General features: G+C 38.4%; 11 protein-coding genes. 6 read left to right on the forward strand and 5 right to left on the reverse strand.

Going from position 1 to position 14064, the window contains the following annotated elements; genetic code table 11:
- Positions 1-4: 4 nt before the first annotated feature.
- Both MB14_RS14600 and MB14_RS14605 read left to right on the forward strand, forming a co-directional pair.
- Entirely contained in the window at positions 5-1369 is a 1365-nt protein-coding gene (locus MB14_RS14600; RefSeq protein WP_132643958.1) for a DUF5723 family protein, read from the forward strand.
- 128 nt (positions 1370-1497) lie between these two features.
- Entirely contained in the window at positions 1498-2292 is a 795-nt protein-coding gene (locus MB14_RS14605; RefSeq protein WP_062592872.1) for a thymidylate synthase, read from the forward strand.
- Here the strand turns inward: MB14_RS14605 and MB14_RS14610 are convergent.
- Complete coding sequence (locus tag MB14_RS14610; RefSeq protein WP_062592873.1) at positions 2270-3076, reverse strand: aminotransferase class IV; 807 nt, start codon at positions 3074-3076, stop codon at positions 2270-2272. The genes MB14_RS14605 and MB14_RS14610 overlap by 23 nt on opposite strands.
- An 82-nt stretch (positions 3077-3158) precedes the next feature.
- Here MB14_RS14610 and sdaAB point away from each other — a divergent pair, with 82 nt between their 5' ends.
- The 3 genes from sdaAB to MB14_RS14625 are packed head-to-tail and all read left to right on the forward strand — an operon-like array spanning position 3159 to position 6667.
- On the forward strand, positions 3159-3836 hold the full coding sequence (sdaAB, locus tag MB14_RS14615) for an L-serine ammonia-lyase, iron-sulfur-dependent subunit beta (RefSeq protein WP_062592875.1): 678 nt from the start codon (positions 3159-3161) through the stop codon (positions 3834-3836).
- A 13-nt stretch (positions 3837-3849) separates the two neighbouring features.
- Positions 3850-5298, forward strand: a complete 1449-nt coding sequence (locus MB14_RS14620) for a TolC family protein (RefSeq protein ID WP_062592877.1) — start codon at positions 3850-3852, stop codon at positions 5296-5298.
- 1 nt (position 5299) lies between these two features.
- Positions 5300-6667, forward strand: coding sequence for an efflux RND transporter periplasmic adaptor subunit (locus MB14_RS14625; protein WP_062592879.1), 1368 nt, complete (start codon positions 5300-5302; stop codon positions 6665-6667).
- Positions 6668-6982: 315 nt separating this feature from the next.
- On the opposite strand, the gene MB14_RS14630 is transcribed toward MB14_RS14625, so the two are convergent.
- Entirely contained in the window at positions 6983-9445 is a 2463-nt protein-coding gene (locus MB14_RS14630; RefSeq protein WP_062592881.1) for an ABC transporter permease, read from the reverse strand.
- A gap of 291 nt (positions 9446-9736) precedes the next feature.
- The gene (locus tag MB14_RS14635) at positions 9737-10951 is read right to left on the reverse strand and encodes a DEAD/DEAH box helicase (RefSeq protein ID WP_172796117.1); all 1215 of its coding nucleotides are present in this window, start codon (positions 10949-10951) and stop codon (positions 9737-9739) included.
- A 66-nt stretch (positions 10952-11017) separates the two neighbouring features.
- Here MB14_RS14635 and MB14_RS14640 point away from each other — a divergent pair, with 66 nt between their 5' ends.
- Positions 11018-11251, forward strand: coding sequence for a heavy-metal-associated domain-containing protein (locus MB14_RS14640; protein ID WP_062592883.1), 234 nt, complete (start codon positions 11018-11020; stop codon positions 11249-11251).
- Here MB14_RS14640 and MB14_RS14645 read toward each other — a convergent pair.
- Positions 11248-12705, reverse strand: a complete 1458-nt coding sequence (locus MB14_RS14645) for a TrkH family potassium uptake protein (protein ID WP_062592885.1) — start codon at positions 12703-12705, stop codon at positions 11248-11250. The genes MB14_RS14640 and MB14_RS14645 overlap by 4 nt on opposite strands.
- A 14-nt stretch (positions 12706-12719) precedes the next feature.
- Positions 12720-14060, reverse strand: coding sequence for a Trk system potassium transporter TrkA (gene trkA / locus MB14_RS14650; RefSeq protein ID WP_053224271.1), 1341 nt, complete (start codon positions 14058-14060; stop codon positions 12720-12722).
- Positions 14061-14064: the final 4 nt, after the last annotated feature.

A 14064-nucleotide genomic window follows, 5' to 3' on the forward strand; every position in this document is an offset into this window, starting at 1 on the left:
AGCCATGAAAAAACTTCTACTTACATCGTTAATACTGGTATTCTGCATTCAGCTTTCTTACTCGCAAGCATACTTTTCTTATTTTCAATTACGAGAACTAGTTCCTCAGACGCAGAGTTTACAACCAGCATTTATTCCTAAGAACACTTTTACTTTTGGTTTACCAACAGCGGGTTTCTTAGCGCAATCTGATTTTAGGCTTCGCGAACTGATTTCTAAACCTGATGGAGATATTAATTTTGAGGTCAATTTTAATGTGCTTTTGGGGGCTTCCGCAGAAATAAACAGAGTAAGCACAGACGTAACCGCAAACCTTTTTCATATTGGATATAAAACCAAGAATGGGGCATATAGCCTTTTTGCCAATGCCAGAGCATCTGTGGACCTAAGGTATGGAAAGGATTTTATGGAGTTTATGGCCAACGGTAACTCAAACCGAATTGGAGGTGAAATCAACCTTTCTGAATCTAGAGTTTTTGCAAATTCTTATCAAGAAATTGGGGTAGGACATGCCCGTAAATTTTTAGGAGAACGCTTAACGGTTGGAGCAAGGGTAAAACTTATTACAGGTTTATTTCACGCCTCGACTGCCGAAGGTGCAAGTGGAACTTTATATACCAATGAAATTGACAACAGCTGGAGGATTTCACTGAAAAACGCAACAGTGAACACGGCTGGATTAGACCTATTAATGAATAGCGATGATTACGAAAGTAATGCGACTTCCAAATACGCCATGAACAACCAAAATAAAACAGTAGCCTTTGATTTAGGGGCGAAATTTAAGGTGTTGGATTGGCTTACCGTAGAGGCAGCTATGAATGATATTGGTACCATTAAATGGAAAGAACAGGTAAGGAATTACAACTCAGCTGACACTACGGTAATTATTAACGGTGTGCAACTAAGAGGCTTAGAAAATTCTTCTGAAGTATTTAGAGATAGTATTGAGAACAAATTCAGATCAAACGAGACTCAAAATGAATTCAGCACAAGCTTGCCAACAAAAACCTATTTGGCAGCTTCGTTATTTTTGACTTCGAAAGATAAGTTTACCGTAGTGGCATTCAATAATCATGTGTTCAAGGAAATCGACCCCTCTTTTGCTGTTGCTTATAATCATACGATGAATAAATTCACATTCGGATTGCTAGGTAGTTATAGAGGGCCTCAAAATGAATTTAACATGGGGATGAACATTGCTGCCGATATTGGTCCAATTCAATTATATGTGGCAACAGATAACGCCTTGGTTTCAAACAAGCCTGAGCAATACTCTAAATTTGACCTTCGTTTTGGGCTCAACCTTATGTTTGGTTACAAAAAATGGTTGCCGAAATTAGACATTGTGGATTTAGACTCATTGTAAAACAAAAAGCATATCTCTGTTTAAATCATTAAAAGAATAGTGGCCAAAAAGCCGCCATCAAACTTCGGATTGATCTTTAAAATAACTTATTTTGATGATCAATTCTTAATTCGAAAACACCCTTACGTATGAAGCAGTACCATGACCTAATGAAACACATTCTTGAAAACGGAGTGGACAAAGGAGATAGAACTGGAACAGGTACTAGGAGTGTTTTTGGTTATCAAATGCGTTTTGATTTATCTGAGGGTTTTCCAGTGGTAACCACCAAAAAACTCCATCTACGGTCTATCATTCATGAATTGCTTTGGTTTCTTCAAGGCGATACCAACATAAAATACCTGAAAGAGAATGGTGTTTCCATTTGGGATGATTGGGCGGATGAAAATGGAGATTTGGGCCCAGTTTATGGCTATCAGTGGAGGAATTGGCCTGCCAGAGATGGAGGAACAATCGATCAAATCACTAAGCTAATCGATCAAATTAAGAAAAACCCTAACTCCAGACGACTAATGGTGAGCGCTTGGAATGTTGCAGATGTAGACCACATGGCGCTTCCGCCTTGTCATGCATTGTTCCAGTTTTATGTGGCAGATGGAAAGCTTTCTTGTCAGCTGTATCAGCGTAGTGCAGACGTGTTTTTAGGTGTGCCGTTTAATATCGCTTCATATTCTTTATTGGTGCTCATGGTAGCTCAGGTGTGTGATCTAGAGCCGGGCGAATTTATCCATACTTTCGGTGATGCCCACTTATATTCTAATCACTTTGAACAGGCCGAACTCCAGTTGTCAAGGGATTTCCGTCCACTGCCAACCATGAAGATTAATCTTAGTGTGAAGAATATTTTTGACTTCAAGTTTGAGGATTTTGAATTAGTAGGCTATGATCCTCACCCTCATATTAAAGGGGCTGTAGCAGTTTAAGCACTTCCATTAGTTTTTCTTTTGGGTTTGAATACTTCTTTTTGCCAAAAGAAGTGAAGTAACGAATTCCGCTTGCGTTAGAATTAAATATAGAATCTGCTTGAAGAAGAATTTCAGGCTTAGCCAAAACTTCCTTTACCTCTAAGGTTTCTAGAATCAATCTTCTCATTATTCCACCAATACAACCCGTTTGGATTGATGGTGTATATATTTTATCACCTTCAATCCAAAAAAGATTCGAACTGTGGGTTTCTGCTAAATTCCCTTGGTCATCCAGTAAAATAATTTCGTCTAAGTTTTTTTGTCGCATTTCTATGCCAGCCAATACATAAGGTAATGCACTCATGGTCTTAGCAAAAGAGATGGCGGTATGGGTCACTTTTGATGACTCTGAAACGCCAACTGCCCCGCCTTCCATAAAAACAGGTTTTGTGGTTTCGGCTACTTGTAATAAAAAAGAAGATGCAGATTGTTCAGGAGTATAGAGCCCGCCATGCTCTCTCCAAACTTGAATTCTTGCTCTTATGTTTCCTTTAAGTTGATTGATGTCAGCTAGTTGTGAAATCATTTCATTTAAAGTTTGACTTGAAAGTTGAGGCGGTTCAAGTTCTAATACTTTACAAGCCCTCGTTAATCTTTCCAAATGAAAATCAGTCAAATTAATTCTGTTGGGGCCTGTAACAATTGTTTCGAACAGGCCGTCTCCATAGCAGAACGCTCGGTTTTTTGTATCGAGCGCTAGGCTGTCAATTTCAATGAGTCGGGAATTAAATATCGCTTTCATGTATTCTATAAACCACTTAAACAGATTGCCAATTCAAGTAGGGGATTATTCTCTAATATTGAAAGTAGAATAAATTTAGGTTATGGCTGAACAAAGTAGTGTATTTGATATGATTGGTCCTGTTATGATAGGACCATCTAGTTCGCATACTGCTGGAGTGGTTAGAATTGGACGAGTGGCCAGAAAAATTTTGGGCTGTCAACCAGAAATAGCTGAAATTACTTTTTATAATTCTTTTGCCAGAACTTATGAAGGCCATGGAAGTGACAGAGCTATTGTAGCTGGACTTCTCGATTTTAAAACAGATGACGCTAGAATTAAAACATCATTTGATGAAGCTGAGAAAGCAGGCTTTACTTACACTTTTAGGTCAGTTGGTAACTCGCTTACTATGCACCCCAATACAGTTAAGATCAGAGCTACTGCAAAGGAAGAAACCATTGAGGTAATAGGAGAAAGTAGAGGAGGAGGGGTAATAAAAATTGTTAGTGTAAACGGGTTTTCTACAGGCTTTAATGCCAATTTGCACACTTTGATTATTACAGCAGATGATAGAAAAGGAGCAATAGCGTTTATCGCAAGCATTTTGGCTAATTCTGAGTGTAATATTGCAAATATGTCGGTAAACCGTAAAGGTAAATCTGATATGGCTTGTCATTGTATTGAAGCCGATTCAGGGTTAGATAAAATTACTATTGAATATTTAAACCATTTAAGTTGGGTCAAAAAGGTCATTTACATACCCGATATAGATTTTTAAAAAGCAATCAAACATGATTTGGAAAAGAAAAATTTACCTGAGTCTCACAGGGCTCTTTATGCTAATGGCGTCCTATGGTCAGCAGAATAACTGGACGCTAGAAGAGTGTATTAATTATGCATGGCAAAATAATCTAACGGTTCGTTCTAGTGAACTCAACAAGTTAAACAGTGAGATATCATTGAAGGAATCAAAATTTGCTCTTTTACCGAGCCTAAGTGGTGGAGGTAATTTGAGTAAATCATTTGGTAGAACTATTGACCCAGTTACAAACGGTTTTATTAGTACAAGCTTTGTGAGTAGTGGTGTTTCTGCTAGTTCTTCTGTTACATTATTTAATGGAGGAGCGCTGAGAAATACTATTAAGAGAAATGAGCTTAATCTTGATGCAAGTGAATTTGATCTACAGAAGGCAAAAAATGATATTGGGGTAACTGTAGCAACAAATTTTTTAAATGTTTTATTGGGAAGAGAGCAGCTTAAGAATGCTAAGTTTCAATTAGAGTCTTCTCAAGCTCAGTTAGAAAGAACCAAAAAATTAGTAAACGCGGGTTCTTTGCCTATGACTAACCAATTGGATTTAGAGTCACAAGTGGCCACAAATGAGGTGTCTGTAGTAAATGCAGAAAATAACCTTAGGGCAGCTACTTTAAACTTAAAGCAAGCGATGCAAATGCCAGCTGACGAACCTTTAGAAGTTGAAGCACCAGAGGTTTCGGTAGATAATATGGGATTTATATCTCAAAGCCCAAATGAGATATATAACATTGCAATGGGCGTACAACCAGAGATACAAAGTGCTGAACTTGGAGTAAAAAGTAGCGAATTGGGAGTCGATCTTGCTAAGAGTGCTTTCTTGCCTAGTTTAAGCTTAAGTGGTAGCATTTCTACAAACCATTCTGGAAGAGCTAGGCAGCTAATAGGAACACAGCAAGTAACAGTTCCAGCACAGAATATTGGTTTTGTAGATGGAACTAATCAATCTGTTTTTTCTAACCCAAGTCAACAAACGGTTCCGGTATACTCAGAGAGCTACGGGGTATTAAATCAGTATGATGATAACCTTGGTCAGTCCGTTTCTATTCGTTTAAACGTTCCGATTTTCAGCAGATATTCAAATAGTGCCAACCTGCAAAGGGCTCAAATAACAAAACAAAGGGCTGAGATTACTTCTATGAATACTAGAAATCAGTTGAGACAAAGTATCGAGTCTGCTTATAATAGTGCTTTAGCGGCCTTAAATACATACAACGCTACGCTTAAACGTGTAGCCGCCTTAGAAGAATCGTTCCGAGCTACCGAACAACGTTATAATGTTGGTGATGTAAACAATCTTGATTACCAAATTGCGAGTAACAACTTGTTTTCAGCAAGAGCAGATTTAATTCGAAACAAATACGAGTACATTTTTAGAACAAAGATTTTAGATTTCTATTTAGGGAACCCACTTACATTACAATAACATGGCTAAGAAAAAGAAAGGATCAAATAAACTAATCTATATACTATTAGTAGCGGTAGTACTGATTTTGGTAATTGCCGTGGTTGGCAAGCAAGCTGGCTTTATCGGCCAGCCGAAAACATTAAAAGTTCAGATGGCATCTGCCAAGAAAGCTACTATTATAGAGAAAGTAACTGCCTCTGGTGTAGTTCAACCGGTAACAGAAATTAAGCTTAGTCCGGATGTGGCAGGGGAGATTATCGAGTTGAATGTTGAGGAGGGAGACTTCGTTACTGAGGGAATGGTTTTGGTTAAAATCAGACCTGATAACTTACAGTCGGCATTAGAAAGAGCAAGAGCAAACTTAAATCAGCAGAAAGCTAATTTAGCCTCAAGTATTGCTCAGGTAGCTAGAAACGAAGCGCAATTGCTTCAATCTAAGCAAGCCTATGAGCGTTCGGAACAATTAAGAAAAGAGAATGTAATCTCTGAATCTGATTTCGAAACGGCTAAAGCTAATTATGAAGTAGCAAAGAAGAACCTAGACGCTGCAAAAGAAAGTGTGAAGGCTTCGGAGTACGTAATTAAGTCGAGCCAAGCTACTGTAGAAGAAGCTGAAGAGAATGTTAGACTTACTGTGGTAAGAGCGCCATCTTCTGGAACGGTTTCAAAATTAGATGTTGAAAAAGGAGAGCGTGTTGTAGGAACTCAGCAAATGGCGGGTACCGAAATGATGCGTATTGCCGATTTAACAATGATGGAAGTTAGAGTAGATGTAAATGAAAACGACATTATTCGTGTAACGCAAGGTGATACAGCTATTATTGATGTTGACTCTTACAGCTCAATGGATAAAAAATTCAAAGGAATCGTAACATCAATTGCTAATACGGCAAATACAAAGACTTCTGCAGATGCAGTAACTGAATTTGAAGTAAAAATCAGAATATTGAACGAGTCTTTTGCAGACTTACTTTCTGAGATTCAAAGTGCTTCTCCATTCAGACCAGGTATGACTGCTAGTGTTGAGATTATCACTAATACTAAAGCAGATGTACTTTCTGTTCCATTGTCAGCGGTAACAACAAGAAATCCAAATGTTAAAGCAACTGAAGCACAGACTACAGGAACCACTGCTGTGGCTACAACCAATACTATGTCAAAGGATGAAACCAAAGAAGTAGTATTCATCGATGAAGGCGGAAAGGCTAAAATGGTTGTCGTAAAAACTGGTATCAGTGATTATGATAACATCGAAGTACTAGAAGGTTTGAAAGAAGGTGATGTTGTAGTTTCTGGCCCATTCTTGGTGGTATCTAAAACAATTAAAGAAGGTGATTTAATTGAGAAAACTGAGGCTAAGAACTTCGGTGCTGTATCTAACAATTAAGATAAACTGAAGCGCTTAAAAACCGTTTAAAAACATATTGATCTCCCTGTAAGTAGTCTTCTACTCGCAGGGAGATTTTTTTTGGCTATCCGTTATAACCAAATGAGTTTTTTCTTTGCGTTAGCCTTAAGTAGTTTGTTGGGTAATGAGTAATATTTAATTGCGGCTTAGTAGTACGGTTAATATGGTTTGACTCGTTGATTTGAAACAGGGTAAGCCTTAATTAAAAGTTAAACTAACTAAATAGGCTTACCTAAAAAGCAAAAAGACAACCCCATTCGGGGTTGCCTTTTATTTGAGTTGAGATTGAAGTTCTTATTCGTATCGCAGTGCTTTTACTGGGTTCTGATTTGCAGCTTTTAGCGAATGGAAGCTGACCGTTATAAAAGAGATAACTAAGGCCAATATTCCCGACATACCTGCCGCAAGAAGTATAACTTCTTGCAAATTCATTCTATAAGCAAATACATCTAACCAATCATTAATTAACCAGTAGGCGGCAGGTGCGGCCAATACGAAGCCAATCAGTACTAGCACCATAATATCCTTGAAAATCATGAAGACCAATTGAGGAACTGTGGCGCCTAATACTTTTCTCACCCCAATTTCTTTTATTCGAGTAGCCGTAGTGAATGACGATAGACCTAATAAACCCAAACAAGAGATCAAAATACAGATGTATGAAAGTATTCCTGTAAGCTTGCTTTGTCGTTGATCTCCACGGTAAAGCTCTTCCGCTTGCTGATCTAGAAACTCATATTCAAAAGGGTGATTAGGGTCTAATTCGGTAAATTTATTTTCTAAGTAATTCATGGTTGGACCAATAGCACCATCATTCACATGAACCATCAAGGTGGGTAAACCTTGCGCTCCAGCATTTTGTAATTGGTATCTAAAAATAGCGGTTGGTTCTACCTTTACGTGAAGTGAAAATGCATTAAAATCTTTAACAACACCAATCACTTTAGTTGGTTCTGGTAGACCAATAGGTGAAACGGTTTGGCCTATTGGATCATCCCAACCCATAGCATCAACAACAGCTTGATTAACAATTACGCCTTGAGTAATGTCCGTAGGCATTTTCTCGTCAAAATCTCTTCCCTGAACAATTTCAATGTCCATTGTTTTGAAGTAATCTTTTCCAACAGTAAGAACATTGTATGTGTCTTGAGTAATGTTGTTTTCATTGTCACTCACACTTAATAGTCGTCTTCCAGCCCCTAAAAGACTATTACCTATATTTCCTCCACCTCTGCCTACACCGAAAGCATCGGTAATGCCTAGAATATTTGGGTTCTGCATTAACTCTGCTTTTATAAACTCCATTCTATTTCTAACTGTGGTGTCCTGCAATGGAATCAACACTACATTGTCTTTATTAAAGCCTAGGTCTTTGGTTCTCAAAAAGTCGATTTGGCTATTCATTAGTAGAGTGGTAATAACTACCGCAATGGAGATAAAAAACTGAAATGCCACTAAGACTTTTCTTAAGAAAACACTCTTAGGGCCAGTTTTTACACTTCCCTTCATAGCCACTAATACTGAAATGGCAGACAGATAAAAAGCAGGATAAATACCTGAAAATAAACCGATGATTATAGCAACCCCCAGCGACCCAAACAATAGAAGTGGATTGCCAAAGAAGTTGAGTTGAAGGTCTTTTCCTAAAAGTGCATTTAAGTTTGTACCATGAATTAAAATGTTCACGATTAATATGGCCAACATCAATGAAAGAAAAGTAATGATGACCGATTCACTTAAGAATTGAGCGCGCAGTTTTCCTCTGCTTGATCCTAACACTTTTCGTACTCCTACTTCTTTAGATCGGTTGGTGGCCCTTGCCGTGGCCAAGTTCATGTAATTTATGCTGGCTAACAGAAGAATGAAAATACCAATGGCGGTAAAGGCTTTTGTGTAGGTTAAGTTCCCAGTGGGTAAGTCGTATTGCACTTTGGAGTTAAAGTGGATTTCTGCTAAAGGCCTTAATCGCGGGCTAAAGCCAGCATCTCCCAAGCCAGCTTGTAGCACTAAAGGCTTCATGTATTTTTCAAAAAAGTCAGGAAACTTGTTGTAGATGTTATTCACATCATAGTTTTTCGGAAGCATGATGTAAGAATAGAGTGAGATATTCCACAACTGATTGGCTTTTTGTTGACCTGTTTGTACAGGTTGCCCAGACGTAACTGTTGAGATGGAAATCAATCCTTCAAATGTGAGATGGACGTTGTCCGGTAAGTCTTTGATTATACCCGTTACCTTAAAGTTATTGTTATCGGTTTCTATTACTTGCCCCATTGCTTCGCCATTACCAAAAATACGCTTGGCGGCTGTTTGTGTGAGCACAATACTGCTAGGCTCTACTAAGGCCGTATTAGGGTTTCCTTCGATAAATTCATGAGTAAAAATGCTGAATACAGAAGAGTCAGCGAAGTATAGATTGTCTTGATAAATGTTTTTATCACCAATTCTGAATAATTGCCTTCCAGCACCCATAAACCTTGTGAAATTCTGAATTTCAGGAAATTCTTCTTTCATCATTTCGGCCAATACAAAAGAGCTAAGAGCAAATTCATCATCCTTAGGAGGGATTCTAAATTTAGATTCTACCCTATAAATCTGATCGTACTTTTCATGGTGTTTATCAAAGCTCATGTCGCTTTGAACATAAAGAAGAATGATAATAGCCACAGCCAAGCCAATAGCTAAACCGAAGATATTTAGGAATGAATAAAACTTATTACGAAGTAAGACTCTGAAGGCGTAGGAAAAATTCTTCATAGAAGTGGTTTAAAGCTGATGAACAACAAGCTTAGTACCACTAAAGATGCCAAAGCTTTATATTGGTTTTAATGCTTTGTTAATCAATGGTTTGTGTTGAATATGAGTGGAGAGAGCTACGTTTTCTGTTCGCTATCGAACTGAATTATGAACGCATTCGTACAATTTATGTGCTGTGTTTTTTGATTAACAGAAGGCAATTGAAACTGTATGCGCCAGATCGGCAATCTTCTGATTTAATGGTCTTTAGCGATTAAATCAGAACGACTTGCCATGAAAGGAGGTTTTATATTACCTCCTTTTAAATCCTTTTTTATTGCCGAAGGAGCGTTTGCCCTTGCTCTTATTTTTGACAGGGTCATAAACGGGGGCTTCTCCCAAAAATTCAGGCAAAGCTACTTTACGCACAGGTTTACCTATTAGATCTTCAATTTTGGAAAATTTGAACTGATCTTCTTCATTGATAAAAGTTACCGCTTCACCTTCAGAAGAAGCCCTGGCCGTACGGCCAATACGGTGGATGTAATCTTCCGCATCGTTGGGGACATCATAGTTAATCACCATGTCAATATTGTCAATATCGATACCTCTTGAAATTACATCGGTAGCTACTAAAATTTGAAGTTTTCGGCTTTTAAATTCTCGAAGAATGTCTTCTCTGTCTTTTTGCTCTAAGTCAGAAGAAATTGGTTTCGCATTCATTTTTTCACGCTGTAGTTCTCTAGTGAGTTCTTTTACCTTCAGTTTTGTCGAAGCAAAAATCACCAAGCTAGGAATGTCGTTGAAGCGTAACAAATGCTTTACAAGGGCAATTTTCTGATTATTGTAGGTATTGAAAGCTACCTGAACCACCTTTTCGGCAGGTTTAGAAATGGCTATGCTGATTTCATGCGGGTCTTGCAGAATGTCTTTAGCCAGCTTCCTGATTTTTGGAGGCATAGTAGCTGAAAACATCAAGTTTTGTCTGTTTTTAGGCAAGAAACCAATGATGCGCATCAGGTCTTCATAAAAGCCCATGTCTAGCATTCGATCAGCCTCGTCCAGAATTAAGTGCTCTAAGTGATCAATTTTAGCGTAACCCAAATTAAGGTGAGAAATAAGTTTCCCCGGTGTTCCCACAATAATATGAGCTCCTGTGGTCAACGCTTTCTTTTCTCTTGAAAATCCATCGCCATCACCGCCACCATAAATCGGTAATGAAGTAGCTGGAGTAAAGTAGCCAAGGCCTTCAAGTTGCTGATCTATTTGCACGGCAAGCTCTCTGGTAGGGCAAATAATCAAGGTGTTGATTTGGCCGTCTGGTATTTCGTTCGAACAGATTTTATGTAGAATTGGTAGCAGGAAAGCAGCAGTTTTTCCGGTGCCCGTTTGAGCCACAGCAATTAAATCTTTGTTTTCAATAATTACTGGGATAGCTTGCTCTTGGATAGGGGTTGGGTTTTCAAAACCCATAGCATCCAAACCTTCCAATACACTTTCGTGGAGATTAAGTTCTTTAAATGTCAAGTGTGATTTATCTTTATGAGACTTAGGGAATTGCCTAAGTCTGTTACAATTTAGATTGAAAATTAAATGAAAAAAGCCGTATATAAAACCAATATTAATTGTGGCAACTGTCTTTCTACGGTTACACCTTTCTTAAATGAGTTAAAAGAAGTGTCGGAATGGTCTGTAGATTTAAGCAGTAAAGATAGACTGCTTACCGTGAAGGCCGAAAATATTGATTCTGACCGAGTTATTCAAGCGGTTGAACAAGCAGGATTCAAGGCAGAAAAAAAGCAGTCCGTTTTTGGTAAGTTATTTTAATTCTTCTTCCAGAAGTAAGGAGAAAGTAACATAAGTACGGTGAATAACTCTAGCCTACCTAAAAGCATCAAGAAAGAGAGGAGCCATTTTCCTGGGGCTGGTATATTATAGAAGTTGTCCAAAGGGCCTACATTTCCAATTCCAGGCCCAACGTTACCCAATGATGTAGCCACGGCTCCAAAGGCAGTGTCGAAGTCTACATTCATGGTAGAGAGTAAGATTACTCCCAAAATCATCACCAAAATATAGATCATAATAAAGGCCAGTACATTCGACACAACTCCTTGTTCAATGGCTTTTCCGCTTATTCTTACAGGAATAACTGCCGATGGATGAAGTTGCCTTTTTAATTCTAAAAATGAGTTTTTGAACAACACTACATGTCGAATCACTTTAACACCACCAGCTGTGGAACCGGCAGAACCTCCAACTAATAATAGAATGAAAAAAAGTGTGGTAAGAAAAGGTGCCCAAGCGGTATAGTCGGCTGATACAAAACCAGTTGTTGTAATGATCGAAACCACTTGAAAGAGTGAATCTCTGAATGATTTTTCAAGTCCACTATCCGTAGCAATAAATACCGTAATGGTAACAATAAGCGCTATAACGATTGTGAAAATGCTGTAAACAATGAACTCTTCGTTTTTAAATACTTTTTTGAAATTCCTTTTAAGTGCGTAGTAGGTAAGCGTAAAACTAGTGCCCGCTAAAAACATAAATACGATCAATACATATTGAATAAAAGGAGAATCATAATGTGCTGCACTGGCATTTTTAGTAGAAAAACCTCCAGTAGCCATGGTGGTAAGCGAATGATTCACTGCATCGTAAATGGTCATTCCACCGAAGTAGAGAAGAATGGCTTCTGCAACAGTTAAGCCTACATAAATAAACCATAGGCGTTTGGCAGTATCTTGTATTCTAGGTTGTAATTTGTCGGGCGTAATGCCAGGGGCTTCTGCCACAAAAAGCTGCATGCCACCAATACCTAAAAATGGAAGAATGGCTACGGCCAATACAATAATACCCATCCCTCCAATCCATTGGGTAAGACTTCGCCATAATAAAATCCCTTTTGGAACGGCCTCTATATCATTAAGAATTGAAGCTCCTGTGGTCGTATAGCCAGAGATGGTCTCAAAAAAAGCATTGGTAAAATCAGGAATACTATTACTCAACACAAATGGCAGTGCCCCAAAAATTGACATAAAAATCCAGCCTGATGTAACAACAATGTACCCATCACGTTTTTTGAGTTCTTTGTCTGGAAGTTTTCGTGTAAAGAATTTCATTGAAAACCCCACCAATGCTGTAATGGCTGCTGAAGAGGCAATGGCTATTAAATCATGTTCGCCATAATAAATGGATACAGGCAGACAAAGAGCCATAAAGCCGGCATTCATCATAAGAAGAATACCGAGGACTTTTGAAATTGCTTTAATATTGAACCTCATCTGTCTGTAATTTATCAAATAAAGTAAGACTCTACTTTATTGATACTTTCTGGTTTCGATAGCACTACTACTCTGTCTTTTGGTTGAAATCTAAAATCACCAGGAGTGGTGAAACCTCTGCCATCACGAATAACACCGCCAATAATTGCGGTTTTCGGGAATTGAAGGTTCCTTAATTGGTGCTGGGTAATCTTTGAGCCTTCTTTTACTTCAAACTCAAGAATTTCTGCGTCTACACCATGAATACTGGTAATGGATACAATATCACCTTGCCTAATATGGCGGAAGATAAAGTTGGCTGCAATGAGCTTTTTGTTGATCATAGTATCCACTCCAATGCTTTGAGAAAGGTGGATGTAGTCCATGTTTTCTACCATTGCAATGGTTTTCTTCACCCCATTGTTTTTGGCTACCAAACAGGAAATAATATTGGTTTCTGAGTTTCCAGTTACAGCAATAAATGCATCAATATCGCTAATGCCTTCTTCATGAAGTAAGTCTACATTTCTGCCGTCTCCATTAATTACCATCGCATCAGGAAGTTGATCGGCAAGTTCGAAACACTTCTGAGGGTCGCGCTCAATGATTTTAACATTGTAACGGTTACTTAAGATTTTAGCTGCATGAAACCCAACTCTTGACCCTCCTAAAATCATTACACTTTTAACGGGCTCTTTTTTCTTGGCAGCCAAGAAGAGTAGTTTTTCAACCCCGTCAGGTTGTGCTACAAAATAGGCATGGTCGTTTACCTGAAACTTAGTGTTTCCGTATGGAATTAATGTTTCATCGTGGCGTAGAATGGCCACGGTCATAAACTTCTGATCAGGATTTAATTTGGCTACCTCCATCATGGTTTTACCGTTCAGAGGGCTGTTTTCTGCGATATTTACCCCAATTAAAGAAAGAAGCCCCTTTTCAAATTCAAAACTGTCGGTGAGAGCTACTTCTTTTAAAAGTCTTTTAATTTCTTTGGCGGCTAGCGACTCTGGAGAAATGATATCATCAATCCCTAGATGTTTAAGGTTGAGTTTATCTTTTTGATAGATAAACTCGGTATTCGAGATTCTTGCAATGGTTCTCTTTGCGCCCAAGTGCTTGGCTATAATGGCCGTGGCTATATTGGCGTCTTCTGATGAAGTTACGGCAATAAGTAGGTCTGCTTCTGAAACTCCCGCTTCCTCCAAAACACTGTATGAAGTGGAGTTTCCTTTAATTGTAGACGCATCTACAGAGTTTGACGCAGACTTCAACTTATCTGCCACTTGGTCAATCAGTACAATGTTCTGACCTTCAGCGCATAGTAATTTAGCCAAATGAAATCCCACATTCCCAACACCCGCAATTATTACTCTCATTGTC

The sequence above is a fragment of the Roseivirga ehrenbergii genome, from assembly GCF_001593005.1.
Lineage (GTDB): Bacteria > Bacteroidota > Bacteroidia > Cytophagales > Cyclobacteriaceae > Roseivirga > Roseivirga ehrenbergii.